The sequence below is a fragment of the Cohnella nanjingensis genome (assembly GCF_014212125.1).
Classification (GTDB): Bacteria; Bacillota; Bacilli; order Paenibacillales; family Paenibacillaceae; genus Cohnella; species Cohnella nanjingensis.
Genome location: NZ_JACJVP010000024.1, coordinates 194,024 through 212,619, shown reverse-complemented (window position 1 = coordinate 212,619; position 18,596 = coordinate 194,024). Strand labels below are relative to the sequence as shown.

The window sequence follows — 18,596 nt, the reverse complement described above, 5'->3', positions numbered from 1 at the left end:
CTCGCCAGCGACGAGGTCAATGTGACGTATCCAGTACGTCACATCACGCGCGTTCGCCGCTGCGATGCCAATGTGACGTATCCAGTACGTCACATCACGCGCGTTCGCCGCTGCGAGGCCAATGTGACGTACCCAGTACGTCACATCACGCGCGTTCGCCGCTGCGAGGCCAATGTGACGTACCCAGTACGTCACATCACGCATCTTCGACGCAGCGACGCCAATGTGACGTATCCAGTACGCCACATCACGCGCGTTCGCCGCTGCGACGTCAAAGGGGCTGTCTCTCAGGTCAATTGCATGACCTTCTGAGACAGCCCCCGCCAGCCGTCGCTTTAGTTGTTCGACGCCTGGATCGTGGCGGTCACTCTCGCTTCGCCGTTCGAAGTGGCGGCATCGGTCCAGGTCACGGTCTGGCCCGGCGCCGGAGAGGCGTTCAGCGTCCCCATGCCGTCGTCGCCGCTAGTGCCGTCCGAGTCGTAGATCTCGATCGCGATCGGGCTGCCTGCCGGAACGTTGACATAGCGATCGTTGTAAGATGAGCTGTATTGTCCCGGGAAGGTGGCGTCCATCGTCCCCCAGGCCACGGCGTAGGGGGTCCCGATCGGCGCGTCGTTCTTCTTCCACAGCCGGTCGTCGGATACGCCGCTGCCGTTCGCGCGGATCTTGACGTAGAGGTCGCTCTTGCCGCCGAAGGGATCCCGGTTGGCCAGGCTGGTCACGCTGCTGACCTGGATCCGATGAGAGTAGTAGGGATGGTTCACGTAGACGTGGGAAAAGGTGCCGAGCCCGTTCAGGTGCGTATCTACCATGTGGGCCGGGTCGCTAAGGAAGTCTCCCGCGAAGGTCGGGCCGTCGTCGGCGTCGTCCCATACCCAAGGCATGGCCGCGGAGTCAGGCTGATAGTTGTCGCCGTCGAGCTTGCCCCAGCTGCCGAACGTATGCCCGTCCCCGATGTCGTAGCGGCGGCTCCAGAAGTCGTCGAAGGACAATAGATCGTAGCTGTAGCGATGGGTGTAGCTGCCGGAGCCGTCGGTGACGACGTCCGCCTTGCCGCCGTAATAGTAGACGATGCCGTCGCCGCCCGGCGCGCCGGAGCCGTCATACGCATAGTTGCCATGGCCGCCGAACGGGCTCTGTCCGTTGGACTGGATGAACACCTTGGCGTGGGAGCCGTTGAACAGCACGCCTCCGTCCACGTTATCGGAGCCGTTCGTGAGCGGCAGATTGCTGTATTGGTACATCTGATTGTGGGCGACCGTCTCCATCAGTTGGAACGAACCGTAGGCGCTGCCGTCCTTGCGAATGACCAGCAGCACGCCTTCCAGATCGTTCTCGTGGCGGTCCAAAGTCAGCGGGCCGTCGTCCCGGGCATGGTAATCATAGTAGCCGATAAAGTAATGGGTCTCCGTCTCGACCAGCGAATAGTAGATATACGACTTCAGCGGATGCGCGTCGATGTTCTCCCAGTTGTTGTTGCCTACCCAATCCCCGTCATAGTTGAAGTTCGTGACGTAGTCGGCGCGGTAGCCGTAGGTATCGTTCAGATCCTGGTAGAACTCCGGCGCCCAGTAAGCCGCGATCTCCTTGCTCGTAGCCGCATGCGCCTCGGCGGGAGCGATCGAACCGATCCAAGCCAACAGCAGCGTAGCCGCCAACCCATAGCCCATCCACTTGCGAAGCCGTCTCATCAAACATCCCTCCAGTTCGGATTATGCTGTCAGACATCAAGATGTCAGACAGCATATTTATCGTAAAGAACATTTGTATGAGCCGTATCAGCGGGCCGTTAAGCTTCTGTAAATAGTAGCGACAGCAAATCGCCGTGCAGATACGCATTGGAAGCGACCAGCGTCTTGTCGCTCATGGAGAACGGCTCTCCCTCGGCGTTCGTCACGGCTCCGCCCGCCTCCCGGACGATGAGCAGTCCGGCGGCGACGTCCCACGGGTAGAGACCGTCGTGCCAGAAGCCGCTCAGCCGGCCGCAGGCGATCATGCACAGATCCAGGCTGGCCGCGCCTAAGATGCGGACGCTGCGGGAGATGCCGGCGACGCGGCTCACCTGCGCGGCGGCCACGGAGTCCTGCCGCCAGTCCGAAGCCTGGAAGCCGGTCGCGAGCAGCGCGCGGCCGATGTCCGTCTCCGCGCCGGCCCGGATGCGTTTACCGTTGAGGAAGGCTCCGTCTCCGCGGGAGGCGTGATAGAGCTCCCGGGTCGCCGGGTTGAATACGACGCCGTGCAGGAGGCTCCCGTCCTGTACGATGCCGATGGAGACGGCGAAGTGGGGAATCCCGTGCACGAAGTTGATCGTCCCGTCGATCGGATCGATAATCCATCCGAAGCCGGGAACCGGAAGCTCCATGAAGCCGAAGGCATCCCGGGCGCCGTCCGTCTCTTCGGACAGGATCCAGTGGTCCGGATAGTCGCGCCCGATTGCCGCGCGAATGAACTGCTCGCTGTGCAAGTCGACATCCGTGACCAGGTCGGCGCGATTGACCTTGTCGCCGACGCGGTAAGGCGCGCTCATGCGCTGCAGAATCTGTTCCCCCGCTTCCTTCGCATAGCGGATGGCGGATGCCAGCAGGGGATTCTCGTAGATCTGGTCTTCGTTCATGGCGACTCCTTTGGATTAGTTAGGTTGGGATTTCAATAGCCAGTAGATGCCTGCCGCGATGACCAGCACGCTGCCCAGCTTCTGCAGGGTGAAGGGAGATCGGGGCAAGCCCATGAGCCCCCAATGGTCCATCGCGGCGGAGGCGGCGATCTGGCCAGCGACGGCGGTGACGAAGACGGGCAGCGCGCCCGCCGTCCCCGTCGCCTTGGAGACGCCGAACATGATGCCGACGCCGAGCAAGCCGGAGACGATCATCCCCGGATGGAACCAGGCCGTCAGCTGCTGCGGCGATCCGGAGATTCGCAGCAGCAGCGACGCCGCCAGGATCTGGATGAGGGAGACGCCGATGATCATGACGTACTGCCCTTGACCCCGGCCGATGGACGCGTTGATCGCGCCTTGCGCAACGGACAGCAAGCCCGTCAAGAAAGCGATGAGCAAGCTGAAGCCGTACCCGTTCATGATTCCATTCCTCCGATGCCGATGGGAAATGACGCTTAAGGTGCTGATACCGATTCTGGTGCTGACTCTGGTTCTAATTCTGGTTCTAATTCCGGTTCTGTTTCTGTTCCTGTTTCTGGTTCTAATTCTGGTTCTAATTCTGGTTCTAATTCTGGTTCTAATTCCGGTTCTGTTTCTGTTTCTGTTTCTGGTTCTAATTCTGGTTCTAATTCTGGTTCTAGTTCTGGTTCTGGTCCGGTTCTGGTCCAGTTCTGGTCCGGTTCTAGTCCGGTTCTAGTCCGGTTCTAGTCCGATTCTAGTCCGGTTCTAGTCCGGTTCTGGTCCGGTTCTGGTCCGATTCTGGTCTGATTCTGGTCTGGTACCGATACCGATACCGAAGCCGATTCGCTCCCGCTTCAGCCTCAGCCGCCGATCCAGACTTCGATCGGTCCGTCCGCCAAGCGGACGCTATCTCCCGGCGCGCAGCTGCCGGTCAGGTGCAGGACCGCGTCCGATGAAGCTTGAATCCGGTCCCAATTCTCCCTCAGAGGCAAGGAGCGATCGAGACAAATCGGGATGACGCCATGTTCGGGCGCGATCGCGGACAGGATTCCCGCCTGAAAGGCGTCCTCCAAGCCATGATGGGGCACCTTCCATACCTTGCTCCGCAGGTCTGCGCGCCGCAGGAGCCGCTCCCATCCCGCTATCACTTGATCGCCGCCGAACAAGACGCCCCCGGCGGGATCCGCCGCGGACGCCAGGCGATAGACGGAGCTGTCGTCGTTCGACAAGCTGAAGAAAGCCTCCAAGGCCGCAAGCCGCGACTCGAAGGACTGCCCGTCTTCGCGGACCGCCTCCCGCAGCGCGTCGAGACCGGGCTGCGGATCGCCCGCCCAGGGATACAAGTGCGCGAGCGCGCAGTCCTCCTCTTCCCAGAGGACCGCATGGCCGGCCGAGCCGTAGGCGGAGCGCCAGCGAATGTCCGTCCCCTGCTCCCTCAGCAGACGGACGAGCTCTTCGTACGCGGCCAGCATGCGGAGCACCCGCGCCGCGCCGGCAGTCAGCCCGTCCGCCGCATCCGGCAACGCGAACGGCAGCGGAGGCAGCTCGTAGGGAAGGACCGCCCTAGCCACCTGGCGCCTGCGGGCAACGTCGAGCAACCCGTTCAAGTGATCCTCGTGGATGTGCGTCAGGATCATCCAATCCAGACGGCTCACGCCCTCTCGGTCCATCCAGGACAGCGGATGGTCGCGGTCCGGCCCGGCGATCCCGTCTCCTCCGTCGATGAGCGTCACCGCTCCCGAAGGCAGCCGGATGAGATGGGCGTCTCCCCAGCCGACGTTGAGGAATCGGACTTGCGCAGGCCGCCTCATCCTCCCCCCTCCCCCGGCAGCACGTGAATCTTGCCGGGATCGAGCCGCAGACGGACGGCTCCCCGGAGGAATCCTCTGACGCTCGGGTCGGCATCGTCCACGATGCACGCCAGCGGTCCGCAGCGGACGCGATAGCGGATCAGCCGCCCCAGGAAGGTGCTGTTCACGATCTCGCCGCTCCAGCTGTTCGCGGCGTCGACGCCGCCGTCGGCCTCCTCGGCGGAGATGGAGATGCACTCCGGCCGGACGACCAGCGTCACCCGGTCGCCCGGGCGGAAGGCACGTCCGCCCGCGTCGACGCGCAGCAGCGAAGGCGCGCAGCGGACGACGACGTCCGTCCCTTCTACGCCCGCGACTTCGCCGGGAATGAAGTTGGCGGTCCCGACGAAGTCGGCGACGAACGCGTTGTCCGGCTTGAAGTACACCTCCCAAGGCGTGCCCGCCTGGCGGATGCGGCCCTTGTCGAAGACGGCGATCCGGTCCGAGAGGGACAACGCCTCGTCCTGATCGTGGGTCACGAAGATGGCGGTGATGCCGGCCCGCTGCTGCAGCTCTCGCAGCTCGCTGCGCACCTCCACCCGCATCTTGGCGTCGAGATTGCTAAGCGGCTCGTCCATCAGCAGCACGCGCTGCCCCATGACGAGCGCCCGCGCGAACGCAACGCGCTGCTGCTGTCCGCCGCTTAATTGCTTGGGCAGCCGGTTGTCGAGCCCCGTCAGGCCGAACATCTCCAGCATCTCGCCCATCTTCCGCCCGATCTGTTCCCGAGGCGTTTTTTGCAGCTTCAAGCCGTAAGCGATATTCTCATAGACGGTCATATGCGGAAACAGTGCATACTCTTGGAACACGAGCGGCGTCTGGCGCCGGAACGCCGGGACCCCGTTCACTTTGACTCCGTCGATCCGGATCTCGCCGCCGTCCGGTTCGTCGAAGCCCGCGATCAGCCGCATCAAGGTCGTCTTGCCGCAGCCGCTCGGGCCGAGCAGCGTCGTGAAGCTCCCTTGCGGGATGTCCAGCGTGATGCCCTGGAGGGCGGCGAAGGAGCCAAAGGTCTTGGAGACGTTGTCGATGGCAATGTGCGGCATGGCTGCGTTCATAAGGACCTCCGATCTTGGGTCGCCGGGATCAGCCGCGTCGCGGCAAGCACCGCGAAGGCGATGGAGATCAGCACGACGGTGAACGCGGACGCGCCCCCCCAGGCTCCGTTCTGAACGAGGCTCAGGATGGAGACCGTGCCGACGGACGTATGGGCGGAATAGATGAAGATAATGACGCTAAGACAAGTCACCGAACGGAGGAAGGATACGGCCAGCCCGGACAGGAACGGCCCCTTCAGCAGCGGCAGCAGGATGCTGCGGAACGTTCGGAAGCTGCCCGCGCCCAGATTGAGCGAGGCTTCCTCCAGCGATCGGCCGATCTGCTGGAAGCCGGCCAGACAGGCGCTGTAGCAGGTCGGCAGATTCCAGAACGTCAGAGCGAGAATCATGATCGCGGAGGTGCCCGTCAGCTCGAACGGCGCCCGGTTGAACGCCATCGCGAACCCGAGTCCGAGGAACACGCCGGGGACCGCGCCGGGCAGAATCGCCAGCAAGTCGAGCAGCCGGTTCACGCCGATACGCTTGCGCTCCGCGAGATAGGCGAGAATCATCGCGAGGACGGCCGCGGCCAGCGAGGAGAAGAGCGCATAGCGGATGCTGTTGTAGAGCTCCGTTCCTTTGGCCGAGACGTACTTCAGATTCCGCAGCGTGAAGCTCCAATCGTAGCCCCACGTCTTCGTGAACGCGCCGTAGAACAGCACCCCGTACACCGCCAGCACGAACAGCGCGACGAAGAGGCAGCAGGCGAACAAGCCCCATTTGACGTAAGAGGGAACCGGATAGGCCCGGAGACTCGACTCCTTGCCGGTTACGACCACGTAGGAGCGCCTCCCTACCCAGACCCGATTCGCCAGGAATAGCCCTAGGGCGGGCAGCAGCAGCGCGGTCGACAGCACCGAGGCCGAGGACAAGTCGAACCAGCCGGACATTTGCATATAAGCTTCGGTCGGAAGCAGGGTAAAGTTGCCCGCGATGATCATCGGATTGCCGAAGTCGGCCAAGACGTTCATCGCAGCGATCAAGGCTCCCCCGGCGATACCCGGCCGGCAGAGCGGCAGGAAGACGTGCCGGAACACTTGCCAGCGCGTGGCGCCGAGATTGTGAGCCGCATATTCCAGGTGGACGGCGGAGGTCTTCAGCACGCCGTAGATAACCGCATAGGCGTACGGGAAAAAGGTGACCGTCTGTACGAGCCACAGGCCGTGCCAGCCATAGATATCGAAGTTCGCTTGAAGCAGCTGCTTTGAGACGATGCCTTGCCTGCCGAACAATAGAATATAAGACAACGCCACGATGAACGGCGGCGAGACGATCGGCAGCAGCGTGACGAAGCGGAACAAGCCTTTGAGCGGAATATCGAGCCTGGTGATCGCATAAGCGAACAGAAAAGCGACGGCCGTGCAGGACAGCGTGGAGATCGCCGTCATGAACAAGCTGTTCAGCGCGGCCTGGAACCATCTTGCATTCGTGAACAGCTGAAGATAATCGGCCGGACGGGGAAAACTGACGACCTTGACGATCGGCCACAGCACGAAGAAACCGGTCGTGACAAGGACGGCCGCGATCACGACCGCCAGCGCGGGTTCATGCTTGAGCTTCTTGATGTCCATCCACGTTTTGCGGAGAGCGGATGAGATCACTTGCGGTCCACCTCTTCTCTGAACGTCTGTCTAGCAATGTGGGAACACTTCCTTCAGCGGGGAAGGAAGTGTTCCGTTCGTGGAAGGCAAATGGGCCGTCGGCGCCGTTCCCTGATCAGGCGGGCGTTGACGCGATTCGGCGTGCCGTTCCTTGCTCGCCGTTACTTGGTGCCGATCATATCGGTAAATTTCTTCACGACGTCCGCCTTCATCCCGGCCGCTTTGGCACGATCGTAATCGACGAGATTGACGTTCTCGATCGGCGTCATCCCTTCCGGCGGAGCGACGTCCTTGCGTACGGAGTACCGGTTGGACATCTTCGTATTCATTTCGCCGATCTCCTTGGTCAGCAGCCAGTCGACGAACTTCTTCGCGTTCTCCGCGTTCGCGCCGCCCTTGACGATGCCGACGCCGCCGATCTCATACGCGGTCTGCTGCGGCACGATCACCTTGATCGGATAGCCCTGCTTGGCCGACTTGACGATGTCGTGGGCCCAGGACATGCCGGCCACGAACTCGCCCGTGGCGGTCAGGTTGATGCCGTCGCCTGCCTTCGGCGTATAGTGATGGACGTTGGCGTTCAACTGCTTCAGATAGTCCCAGCCCTTGTCCTCGCCGAGGCGGAACAGTTGATCCGCTACGAAGATGTAGCCGCCGCCCGCGGTCGCGGGGTTGGAGGTAATGAACAGCCCTTTGTAGGCGGGATCGAGCAGATCGTCCCAGGTCGCAGGCTCCTTGACGCCTTTGGGCGCCAGCTCCTTGTCGAACCGTTCTTTGTTCAGCACGATGCCGAGCACGCCCATGTACCAGCCTTGCCAGAACCCGTTCGGATCGTTGAACTTCGCGTCAAGCTCGCCTGCGTTAGGCGACGTATACTTCTCCAGGATGCCCTGCTCGGCCAGCGGCTGGTAGAATTCCACCGATCCGCCCACGAGGATGTCCGCTTTCGGCGAATCCTTCTCCGCTTGGACGCGGGTGCTGGCTTCTCCTGCGCTGCCCAGGTTCAAGTATTCGATCTCGATGCCGGTGTCTTCCTTGAACTTCTGCTTCAGCTGGATGACGTCGTCCTCGTTCAAAGCGGAATACAAGACCAGCTTGTTCGATCCCGAGGCGCTTGAAGCTTCCGGGCTGGCCGACGCGCCGGATGACGCGCTCTCCGTGCCGCCGGCGGAAGGGCTGGCCGCCGAGCCGCCGCCGTCGTTGCTCTGGCCGCATGCGCCCAATACCGTCATGCTTGCCAGCAATGCCAATGCCAGTACGTTTCCTGTTCTCTTTCCCCATCTCCTGAACATGGATGATCCTCCTTATTCTCTCGCGAAGCTGTCTGACATCTATACTGTAGAAAACGAGTGTTAACGCCGCATCAATCGCGAGTAAAACTTTTATTAACGCGAAATGGCAAGTAAAACCGGCATTGCCTTCCTCCTGGGGAGGGCGACACGTTTTTATCGGAGGTCATACGGACAGGAGTAGGCGCGAGACTTATGAATGCTGTATGACCAAGTAAAAACGGCATTGCCGTCCTCCCGGAGGAGGGTGACACGTTTTTATCGGAGGTTATACAATGATGGATAGGCGTTAAACTTATACATGCTGTAGAACAAAAAAAACGGCCTGCAGCAGCCACTAGAATGAAAAAGTTGTAAAAGTACCACTTTTCTCGCCGCTTACGTCGTCCAAACAAGAATAAGTTGCAAAAGTACCACTTATTCAGCCCATTTTCGCTCGTTCGGTGATTTTGGCTCAAATAAGTTGTATGCTTGCAAGTTTTCTCCTTTTTTACGCCAAAACAGGCAAAAAAAGTTGTATGTTTGCAAGTTATTGTTTTCCCGACCCAAGTACGGCCGACGTGAAGCCGCTCCCACCAGTAAAAACGCGGCTTAAGCGTCCTCTCAGACGGCGATACGTTTTGATCGGAGGTCATACGTGATGGATCGACGTATCGCTTCATACATTCTGGTGTACGACCAAGTCAAAACGGCTTTGCCGTCTTCCGAAGAGGGCGACACGCGTTTATCGGAGGTTATACGGATAGGAATAGACGCACGGAGGAGGGCGGCACGTATGGAGCGGAGAAAAAAAAACCGCATCGCCGACGGGGGGCGATGCGGGTACGGATAAACTGAAGCAGACGATCAGCCGGGTGGCCGAAAGCGTCCGGGAGTGCCGGGCGGAGCCGTATGAACGACGGTCAGTCGCGTTTGACGAACAGCTTGAAGGCGCTGCTCTTGAGGTAGTCCAGCGAGTAGAACACGGGGCGGTCGTCCGCGTCGAAGTGCAGCTGCTTCAGCAGGAGCAGCTCGCCGCCGAGCACTTCGGCCGCTTTGCGGTCCCGCTCGCCTGTGCTGCCGACCGCGCAGATCTCGGTCATCGCGTAAGCGATGCGGATGCCCAGCGCGCTCCGGAGGAAGTCGAAGATGGCGCCTGAGAAACCGGCCTCGAAATGATCGGCGGCGATCTCCCGGGGGAAAATATTGTAGTAGAACGCTACCTTCTGATCGTCCGCGGTCCGGATGCGCTCCAGCACGACGACCGGATCGGCCGTGCCGAGCTTCTCCAGCCATTCGGGCTCCGCCTCGCGCGTGTAGATCTTCACGTCCGTCTCGCTCTCCTGGTAGCCTACGCTCTTGATCATCTCGCCGAGGCTGCGTAGCTTGTTCAAAGGATTGAGAATGGAAGAGGGCCGTTCGTTCACATAGGTGCCGACGCCGTTCTTGCTGATCAGCGTCCCTTCCCTTTGCAGCATCTTGAGGGATTCTCTCAGGGTGGGACGGCTGACCTCGAACGCCTTGGCCAGCTCGGGCTCGGAAGGCAGCTTCTCTCCCGGCTTGATCTCTCCCGCGTTGATTCTACGCTCGATCTCTTCCTTGATGTGAATGTACAGCAGCTTTTTTTCCATTCCGCCGATCCTCTCGGTTAGGGGATGTCGCCGAAGGCATGCCCTTTTTTCTCCAGACTACCAAAATTGCGCCCCTTCTGCCAACCGGACGTTCCGCGGCATGAGATTCTCGGCCTCCCGCGGCTCCTGCACGCCGGGCCTCTTACCCCTCGATCGCGCCCGGTTCCCGGGGAGCCGCCGCGCCCTGCAAGAAGGCGTTCAAGCGCTCCGACAGCAGCCACATCGCCGCGGCGGAGAGGACGACGAAGAACGGGAAGATGCCGACGGTCGAATGGGAAGCGGCGTAGCCGAGCAGCGGCGGCAGGCACGTGCTGCCCGTGTAGGCGAGCGCCATCTGGTAGCCCATGATGGACTGGGCGTGCTTCTTCCCGAAACGTACGGGCGTCTCATGCAGCATGCACGGGAAGATCGGCGCCAATCCCAGGCCGACGGTCATGAAGCCCGCCAGCGCGAACCCGGACGGCAAGGGCAGGAGCAGCAGCGCCGCGCCGGCCAGCGCGGTGATCTGCCCGCCTCGGATGAGCATGCGGTTGCTCGCTTTGAACGTAATGAATCCCGTCATGAACCGGCCGACGGTGATGCCCGCATAGTAGAGGGACACCCATTGCGCGGCGACCGCCGGGGACAACCCCTTCTGATCGACCAGGAAGCTGCTGCCCCACAGGCCCAGCGTCGCCTCGACGCCGGAGTAGAACAGGAAGGCGCCCAGCGCCAGCTTCACGCCCTTGATCCGCAAGGGCTTGGTCGGCTGCGCCGTCCCGTCCTCCGCGCGGCCGCCGGACTCCGCCTGCGCCTCGCCCGCAGCGGCGCCGTGGGCCCTGGCGACACGATCCCAGAGCGGCAGCGCGAAGAAGAGGATGATCACCAGCGCGAACTGGATGCAGGCTACCGTCATGTAGCCCTCTCTCCAGGCGCTCCGCCCCGAGATGAACTGCGCCATGATCAAGGGCCCCGCCGTCGCGCCGACGCCCCAGAAGCAGTGGAGCCAGCTCATGTGGTGCGCTTTGTAATGCGCGGCGACGTAGTTGTTCAATCCGGCGTCGACGGAACCGGCGCCCAGTCCGAGCGGAATGGCGCAGACGACGAGCCAGCCCAGCGACGGCGCGAAGGAGAAGCCCAGCAGCGCGCCGGCCGTCATGATGCAGCTGACGAGCGTGACCTTGCCGGTGCCGAACCGGTTCAATACGGCGCCGCTTGCTAGGCTGGACACAATGGTGCCGGCTGCGATGACCATATACAGCATGCCGGCCGTCTCGAGCGGCGCATGAAAGTCCGGCTGCATCACGGGCCACGCCGACCCGAGCAGCGAATCCGGCAGCCCCAAGCTGATGAAGGCCAAGTAGATAATCAACAAAAAGAAGGTAGCCATAAGGGCCTCCTGTTCCTCTGATGCTTAAGCTCTGTACGGCGCGGAGATCATGAGACTCCGTCCGAGATGCTGCAAGCCGAATAAGTAGTCCTGTCGCCAATCGCTCGCGTCGAGCGCCGGCAGATGCGCCTCAGGAATATAGGCCGCGCTCCTCGAAGCGATCCGGTCGATGACGTCGTCGCTCACCTCGTCCCGGTTGAAGATGACCGCGTGCGGATTCAGGATCGCCGCAAACGATGCGACCAGCCGGCTCACGGCATCGATCTCCTCGCCGCCCAGCCGCCCTTTCTCCGATACGCCGCCCTGGTTCAACGCATCCCCGAAGCTGCGGTCGTCGTACTGCGGGACGAACGACACTTCCCCCGAGAAGAACGTGCTGCCCCGCACGATGTTCCCGTTGATCAGGATCCCGGCGCCCGGGCCGTTCTGGCCGAAGTACAAGTAGACCAGGGAGGGATTGTCCCGGTCGCTCTTCCGGGCGTGATAGCCGAGGACGGCCGCGTTCATATCGTTCTCGACGACGACCGGAATGGCGAGCCGGTCTTCGAAGTATCCCTTCAGATCGAAGTCGCGGAACGCCTCGTAGTCGGGGATATGAATGATCCGGCCTTGGTTGACCGAGCCGGGCACCCCGATGGCCAATGCGCGGATCTTCGGATAGCGGGCGGCGATCTCCTCCACGTGCTCGGCGAAGCGCTGGACGCCGTCCAAGAGGAAGCTCGGCGCTTGGCCCTGTTCCTTCACTTCGCCCAAGCCGTTGAAGACCGCGTAATGCGTCTCCGTCCTCTCCAGGAAGACCGCCAGGCCGAGGACGTGTTCGGGGTTGTAGGCGTATCTCTTCGCTCTCCTGCCGCCGCTGGAGTCGTCCATGCCGACCGCGATCAGCTCCCCATCCCGCTCCATCTGAGCCAGGAACTTGCTCACGGTCGGAAAGCTGATCTGCAGCCGGCGGCTCAGCTCCGCCTTCGTCGCGCTTCCTTGCGACAGCAGCGTGGCCCGGATCCCGCCCAGGATCACCCTGCTCATATCTCTCGGCGTTGCAGGCAGCTCGTTCACGATGCTCATCCCCTCGTCCACACTTATTTAAGATATTTAATAAGTGCAATTACGAAGAATGATATCAGCTATTTCGCCAATTGAAAAGCGGATTTTGCGTCCAGCCATGCGGAATCGCGACTCGGAATCGGTTCCTCCGCGCCGTGCGGGTCGGACAGCGGTGATGATCGGGCGCCATCTAACGCTTATAATAGGAGCACGCCCAATGATCGGATCACAAAGGAGGCTGGTACATATGAACGTCGGTCTTGCGCGGGCAACGGCTTCCGAGTGGGTCTTGACGCATGCCGGCATAGAAGCCGGATTCAAGGGGGCTTACTTCAGCGGCTCGATCGTCGGATTGCCTCATGACGTCCCGTTGGCGGCGACCTCCGACATCGATGTCGTGGTCGTCACCGAAGGAGACGAACCCCCGAAGAAGCTTGGGAAGTTCGTCTACCGCGGCGCTTTGCTAGAGATCACGTACCTGTCATGGAACCAGCTCGCCTCTATGGAGGAAGTTCTCGCCTCCTATCATCTAGCGGGCAGCTTCCGCATGAACACGATCATCGCCGACCCAACCGGCCATCTGGGAAAGCTTCAAGCCGAAGTATCTCGCCGGTTCGCCGAGCTGCCTTGGGTGCGCCGCCGATGCGAGAACGCGCGGCAGCGGATCGAAGACGGGCTGCGGGCGATCGATACCGCAGCCCCGCTGCACGACAAGGTGACCGCTTGGTTGTTCCCGACGGGCGTGACGACGCACGTGCTGCTCGTGGCCGCGCTTCGCAACCCGACCGTGCGGCGCCGCTATCTGGCGGCGCGCGACGTCCTTCGCGAATACGGACACGCCGAGTTCTATGAAGATCTGCTGCAGCTGCTAGGCTGCGCGCGTCTGACGGCCCCACGCGTCCAGCGGCATCTCGATGAGCTTGCGCGTACGTTCGACGCAGCCGCTGCCGTGGCGAAGACCCCGTTCTTCTTCAGGACGGACATCACAGCGGCAGCCCGTCCGATCGCGATCGACGGCAGCCGCGAGCTCATCCGGTCCGGCTGCCATCGCGAAGCGATGTTCTGGATCGTCGCCACCTTCGCGCGCTGCCATCAGATTCTCAGCGCGGACGCACCGCCTGCCGTACGGCAGGCGCACGTTCCGGCCTTTGAAGCCGTCATCGCCGACCTCTGCATCGCCTCTAACGACGACCTGCTCCGGCGGGCCGACGACGTGATGCGATTCCTGCCCCGGCTCTGGGAGAAGGCCGAAGCGATCATGTCCGCCAACCCGGACATCGCGGCCAAGCCTCCGATCGATCCGGCATAAGCCGGGCCTGCCGCCGAATCCCGGCTTCAGATGACGGCTTCCTTCCTGATTTATCCGTCCGTTAACCCCCCTCTTACATTCCGCTAACGGTGCCGTGACACTCCGCTAATATAATGGCAAGGAAGACGGCATCGTTCGACTTTCGTACATACCTAAGGGGGCTCTTATCTTGTTAAGAAAAAGAACATGGAGAAGACAAGCCATCGCGGCCGTTCTAGGCGTCCTGCTCGTGCTCAACCCGCTGCTCGGCGAACTGCTGCCCGGCACGGGCACAAAGGCGGCGGCTGCGGCAACCGGCGCCCAGAATGCCGATCATATCGTCATCAGCCAGATCTATGCGGGAGGAACGGACAACTTCAGCAAAGGTCCGTCCATCTACTCCCATGACTATGTCGAGCTGTACAATCCGACGGACGCGGATGTCACTCTGACGAATTGGTCGGTACAGTACGCCGTGTACGATTCGGCGGACGGTACGGATTGGAATGTAGCGCCGCTCGGGACGGATCCGTCCAAGAGCACGATCAAAGCGCACGGCTTCTATCTGGTCAAGCTGGGAACCAAAAAAGCCGCGGAAGCCGCGGATCCGACCAAATTCGTCAAAGCGCTGACGGACAGCTTCGCCGATGCGGTCGCGCCGGCCGGCTTTCCCCATCTCAACAAGGACGGCGGCAAAATCGCGCTGGTTCAGACGACGGGCAAGCTGACGGCTCAAAAGCCGGCGGCCATCGACTTCGTCGGCTACGGCGCGAGCAATGCCGCCAACGCCTATGAAGGGACCGGCGTAGCGCCCGACGGCTCTTATCAGAAAGGTCTTGTCCGCAAAGGGGTGGACGCCGGCGGAGCGGTCGTAGGCGCCACCGATACCTTCGTGCCCGGAAACGGGAACGGCTACGATACGGATGACAACATGAATGACTTCGTACAGGTCAAGAGCGTGTTCGTCGCGCGCAACAGCACCATGCGCGAGCCCGCGATTCAGGGCGCTGCCGATGCGGGCGCGAACACGGTGATCATGGCCTCGGATACGGGAGTCAGCCCTGGACAATCGTTCAAGATCAACCTGTCCGTCGGCCATGTGCGTACGGGCGAGTTAACGTCAGGCGCCGACTACGTCCTCAGCGGCCTGCCTGCAGGTCTGAACGCGACCGCAACGGGCGCGGACGACGGCAAGTCGATCACCTTCGCGGTCGGCGGGACGGCCGAATCGCCGGTAACGGCGGACGCCGCGCTTCAGGCGGTCGTCAAAGGCGCCGCGCTGTCGCCGGCGAACGCGTATCCCGATTCCGGCACCATCGGCGGCATTCAGCTGATTCATGCTTCCGCGCATCCCCAGGTGACGGGCATTGCGGTGCCAGGTGCCACCCAAGCAGCCATGAAGAACGCGTTGGAGATCGATCCGGCACAGGCCGTCTTTGCCGTTCAATTGACGGGTTCCAGCATCGTCCGCAGCGTATCCGAAGCCGACCCGCTGACAGCGGGAACGGATTATACGGTCGCGGGCTTGCCGGCAGGGCTCGCCCTTCAAGCGTCGGCCGATGCCGGCGCGAATCGGATCGTGTTCGCTATCGCCGGTCGAGCCGATTCTCCCGTTCTGAACGATCTGGGCTTGACCGTGATCATCAAGGGAGCCGCCGTTCAGGCGGTCGGCGCGACGGATTCCGAAGTCATTGCCGGCTTCACGCTTCTGAGAGCCCATGCGCCCGTAGATGCCAGCCAAACGCGCAAAGCTTATGTGGAGCAGCAGATCGTCCAGGACAATCGGTTCTTCAACGATCCGGTCACGAAGGCTTACAAGTACGGCGCGGACGGCTTGGCGGGCAACGTCTTCACCTTCTTCCGGGGGACGAACGCCCTGTATGAAGCCGATCTGCAGACGGGCGTGCTGCCGCTGCCGCAGGCGCTCCGAGCCTACGACGGCATTCAATCTTATGTGCAAGGCGACGCCCATATCCAGAATGTCGGGTTCTTCAACGACAGCAAAGGCGAAGCGGTATTCGATCTGAACGATCCGGACAGTTCGGGCGTCGGCCATTTCTACGACGATCTGCTTCGCTTTGCAACGAGCATCTATCTGGCGAAGTACGACAGCTCCGGCACCGCCCTTGCGAACGCGCCGGATGGGGACTTCAGGTGGGCCGCTAAACAGTTTATGGAGGCCTACAAGAATACGGTTCTCGGCATCCATAGCGGCGCCATCGACGAGACGGCGTACAAGCTGACCAGCGATCGGTTGTCCGCCTATACGAAGTCGGCGATGAACAAGGTCACGAGCAAAGCGGGCCCCACGCTGGCTGCCGCGCGTACCGCGCAAGTCACGAAGTGGAACAGCGATATTAACAAAGCGGGATCGACCAAGTATCAAGCGGCTACGGCTGCCGAGCTTGTGGAGCTCTCCTCCCATTGGAACAGCTATCTGCAAAATATCCGAGCCGATTCGACGCTGAACGATGCCGACTTCGACCGCTTTTTCACCGTCAAGAAAACCGTCCGCCGCATCAATCAAGGCATCGGCAGCATGGGGGTCCTTCGCTATAACGTCTTGATCGAAGGACCTACCTCCTCCGATGCGGACGACATCCTGCTGGACGTAAAGGAGCAGCGGCAGGACGCCAACAAGTCCAAACAGGCCTATCAAGCGCTGTCGATCGATACCGACCCCTACTTGGGCGTATTGACCGGCTCCGATCGCACTTATCTGATTCGGGAGATCTCTCCTTACAAAGGCGATTATACCGATAGTACGTTTACGGGATCGGGCAACCTCGGGGAGTATGCCGCCGATGCCGGCACCGCTTATGCCCTTGCCCACGCCCGTTCCGACAACGATGCGCCGGAAGGCGGCCTGCAATCGAGCTTCGAAGACGCGTTCGCGACGGACGTGGCGCCGAATTGGGACACGCTCTCGACGCTCATGCTGAATGCGGCCGAAGACTACGCGCATCAGGCCGTGCAGGATTATGCCCTGGTCGTAGCCGACATGAAGGCCGGCAAGCTGATCGATGTCGCGACCTTGGACCGGCTGTCCGTCAGTCAAGGCAAGCTGAGCCCGGACTTCTCGCCATCGCAGTTGAACTATACGGTTAACGTCGAACATGACGTCGATACGCTCGAGATCCAGGCTGCGGCTACGGATTCGTTGTCCCCGGTTACCGTAAACGGTGACAGCTACACCTCCGGGCAACCGAAGTCCATGGCGCTAAAAGCAGGGGATAACGCCATCACGGTGATCGTAACCGCGCAGGACGGCACGACTACGAAGAACTACAACGTCACGGCGACTCGGGCAGCAGCTAGCGATCCGACGCCTTCGCCATCGTCGACACCGACGCCGACACCAACGCCGTCACCGTCGCCATCGCCGTCGACTTCGCCATCACAGCCGTCTACGCCGCAGCCGACACCTGCCGCTACGCCAACTCCTGCGCCTGATGCGGGGACTATCGTACAGATACCGGGCGGCGTAGCGTTGACTGCCAAAGCGATCGCAACTAAGGAACAACAGGATGCGGACGGTCAGCCGGTTCGGATCTCTACGATCGCCGCCGAGGCCTTGAAGGATGCGCTGACCCGCCTGTCCGGCTCCGGACTGGCCAACCCGATCCTTCAGGTGACGCTGCAGCCCGACCAAGCGAAGCCATTGGAGCTTCAGCTGCCCGCCTCTTCGCTGACGGGCTCCGCAGCTCCGGCCGGCACGGTGCTGCAAGTGGGTTCCGGCTTCGCGGGATATCGTCTGCCGCTGTCGTCGATTCCATATGCCGAGCTCGCGGCCAACCTGGGCACTTCGCTTAGCGACATGACGGTCTCGATCCGTCTCGTTCAAGCCGCCTATCCGGAAGCTCCCGCGGCGAAGAACGCGCTGCAGCAAGCCGGTTACGCGCCGATCGGCGATCCCGTCACCTTCGCGGTCATGGCGACGGCGAAGAGCGGCAAGCGCGTCGAGGTGAGCGACTTCGGCGGCGCCTATGTCCCTCGTACGATCGCTTATACGGGAACCATCGAGCCCAGCCGCATGTTGGCCGTACGCATCGAGAAGGACGGCACGGTCACCATCGTTCCGGCTACGTTTAATCAGGGACAAGCCGTGATCTTCAGCCCGGGCAACAGCACTTTTGCGCTTGTTCAAGCCAAATCCAAGACCTTCTCCGACTTGACCGCCTACTGGGCAAAGCCGGAGATCGAGCTGCTTGCCACCAAGGGCATCATGAACGGGACGTCCGCTACCGCCTTCTCGCCGCGCGCATCGACCACCAGAGCGGAATTCGCCGCCCTGCTGTCGCGCGCCATGGCATTGCGGGCGCCGGCATCCCCGGCTGCATTTACGGATGTCACCGCAACAGCCTGGTATGCGGATGTCATCGGCGCCGCCCATCAGGCCGGATTGATCGACGGCTTTACCGACGACACCTACCAGCCGAACGCGCCGATTACCCGCGAGCAGATCGCGGTCCTGATCGGCCGCGCCGCGAAGCTGGCAGGCAAGCCGCTGACAGCGGGACAGTCCGCCCAGCCGTTCAAGGATCAGGCTCTCATCGGCGCCTGGGCGCGCGAAGCCGTCATGGCTGCCCAAGCCGCGGGCATCGTCCAGGGCCATACCGACAACACCTTTGCCCCGGCCCAAGCGGTCACCCGCGCGGAAGCGGCCGTGATGCTGAGCCGCCTGTTGAAGGCAGTCGGATTTATGAACGGCTGATCGTTCCGGGCGTGAAGCTTATTCATCCTGCAGGATCAAAAAAGCAGTTCCTCGGCGGTCGCTTACCGCCGAGGAACTGCTTTTGCTTTGGCCGTATGTTGCGGATCAGGCCGGACT

12 protein-coding genes are annotated in these 18,596 nt (G+C 61.7%); 2 read left to right on the top strand and 10 right to left on the bottom strand.

The window, feature by feature from the left end:
* Positions 1 to 335 precede the first annotated feature (335 nt).
* The 10 genes from H7C19_RS14770 to H7C19_RS14725 all read right to left on the bottom strand — a co-directional run bounded on the left by H7C19_RS14770 (position 336) and on the right by H7C19_RS14725 (position 12,459).
* Positions 336 to 1,691, bottom strand: a complete 1,356-nt coding sequence (locus H7C19_RS14770) for a hypothetical protein (protein WP_185143428.1) — start codon at positions 1,689 to 1,691, stop codon at positions 336 to 338.
* A gap of 98 nt (positions 1,692 to 1,789) precedes the next feature.
* Entirely contained in the window at positions 1,790 to 2,614 is an 825-nt protein-coding gene (locus tag H7C19_RS14765; RefSeq protein WP_185143427.1) for an inositol monophosphatase family protein, read from the bottom strand.
* Between the two features lie 15 nt (positions 2,615 to 2,629).
* Entirely contained in the window at positions 2,630 to 3,076 is a 447-nt protein-coding gene (locus H7C19_RS14760) for a DMT family transporter (RefSeq protein WP_185143426.1), read from the bottom strand.
* Positions 3,077 to 3,477: 401 nt separating this feature from the next.
* Complete coding sequence (locus H7C19_RS14755; RefSeq protein WP_185143425.1) at positions 3,478 to 4,428, bottom strand: ComEC/Rec2 family competence protein; 951 nt, start codon at positions 4,426 to 4,428, stop codon at positions 3,478 to 3,480.
* Positions 4,425 to 5,525 carry an ABC transporter ATP-binding protein gene (locus tag H7C19_RS14750; RefSeq protein ID WP_185143424.1) on the bottom strand — a complete coding sequence of 367 codons (1,101 nt, stop codon included), beginning with the start codon at positions 5,523 to 5,525 and terminating at the stop codon, positions 4,425 to 4,427. Before H7C19_RS14750 ends, H7C19_RS14755 begins: the two co-directional genes overlap by 4 nt.
* A complete protein-coding gene (locus tag H7C19_RS14745) occupies positions 5,522 to 7,165 on the bottom strand; it encodes an ABC transporter permease (protein WP_185143423.1) in 1,644 nt (547 codons plus the stop codon). The genes H7C19_RS14750 and H7C19_RS14745 overlap by 4 nt, the downstream gene beginning before the upstream one ends.
* 161 nt (positions 7,166 to 7,326) lie before the next feature.
* A complete protein-coding gene (locus tag H7C19_RS14740) occupies positions 7,327 to 8,397 on the bottom strand; it encodes an ABC transporter substrate-binding protein (protein WP_221469249.1) in 1,071 nt (356 codons plus the stop codon).
* A gap of 959 nt (positions 8,398 to 9,356) precedes the next feature.
* The gene (locus tag H7C19_RS35235) at positions 9,357 to 10,064 is read right to left on the bottom strand and encodes a GntR family transcriptional regulator (protein WP_185143421.1); all 708 of its coding nucleotides are present in this window, start codon (positions 10,062 to 10,064) and stop codon (positions 9,357 to 9,359) included.
* A 142-nt stretch (positions 10,065 to 10,206) separates the two neighbouring features.
* Entirely contained in the window at positions 10,207 to 11,433 is a 1,227-nt protein-coding gene (locus tag H7C19_RS14730) for an MFS transporter (RefSeq protein WP_185143420.1), read from the bottom strand.
* Between the two features lie 24 nt (positions 11,434 to 11,457).
* Positions 11,458 to 12,459, bottom strand: a complete 1,002-nt coding sequence (locus H7C19_RS14725; protein ID WP_246469511.1) for an ROK family transcriptional regulator — start codon at positions 12,457 to 12,459, stop codon at positions 11,458 to 11,460.
* Positions 12,460 to 12,724: 265 nt separating this feature from the next.
* Here H7C19_RS14725 and H7C19_RS14720 point away from each other — a divergent pair, with 265 nt between their 5' ends.
* Positions 12,725 to 13,786: a hypothetical protein gene (locus tag H7C19_RS14720; RefSeq protein WP_185143418.1), complete on the top strand. Its 1,062-nt coding sequence runs from the start codon at positions 12,725 to 12,727 to the stop codon at positions 13,784 to 13,786.
* 169 nt (positions 13,787 to 13,955) lie between these two features.
* Complete coding sequence (locus tag H7C19_RS14715) at positions 13,956 to 18,479, top strand: DUF2252 family protein (RefSeq protein WP_185143417.1); 4,524 nt, start codon at positions 13,956 to 13,958, stop codon at positions 18,477 to 18,479.
* The last annotated feature ends 117 nt before the right edge of the window (positions 18,480 to 18,596 follow it).

What these genes read in the sequence shown, in the direction of transcription:
- H7C19_RS14770 (WP_185143428.1), bottom strand. Translation starts at nt 1,691, where the DNA reads ATGAGACGGCTTCGCAAGTGGATGGGCTATGGGTTGGCGGCTACGCTG.
- H7C19_RS14765 (WP_185143427.1), bottom strand. Translation starts at nt 2,614, where the DNA reads ATGAACGAAGACCAGATCTACGAGAATCCCCTGCTGGCATCCGCCATC.
- H7C19_RS14760 (WP_185143426.1), bottom strand. Translation starts at nt 3,076, where the DNA reads ATGAACGGGTACGGCTTCAGCTTGCTCATCGCTTTCTTGACGGGCTTG.
- H7C19_RS14755 (WP_185143425.1), bottom strand. Translation starts at nt 4,428, where the DNA reads ATGAGGCGGCCTGCGCAAGTCCGATTCCTCAACGTCGGCTGGGGAGAC.
- H7C19_RS14750 (WP_185143424.1), bottom strand. Translation starts at nt 5,525, where the DNA reads ATGAACGCAGCCATGCCGCACATTGCCATCGACAACGTCTCCAAGACC.
- H7C19_RS14740 (WP_221469249.1), bottom strand. Translation starts at nt 8,397, where the DNA reads ATGACGGTATTGGGCGCATGCGGCCAGAGCAACGACGGCGGCGGCTCG.
- H7C19_RS35235 (WP_185143421.1), bottom strand. Translation starts at nt 10,064, where the DNA reads ATGGAAAAAAAGCTGCTGTACATTCACATCAAGGAAGAGATCGAGCGT.
- H7C19_RS14730 (WP_185143420.1), bottom strand. Translation starts at nt 11,433, where the DNA reads ATGGCTACCTTCTTTTTGTTGATTATCTACTTGGCCTTCATCAGCTTG.
- H7C19_RS14725 (WP_246469511.1), bottom strand. Translation starts at nt 12,459, where the DNA reads ATGAGCAGGGTGATCCTGGGCGGGATCCGGGCCACGCTGCTGTCGCAA.
- H7C19_RS14720 (WP_185143418.1), top strand. Translation starts at nt 12,725, where the DNA reads ATGAACGTCGGTCTTGCGCGGGCAACGGCTTCCGAGTGGGTCTTGACG.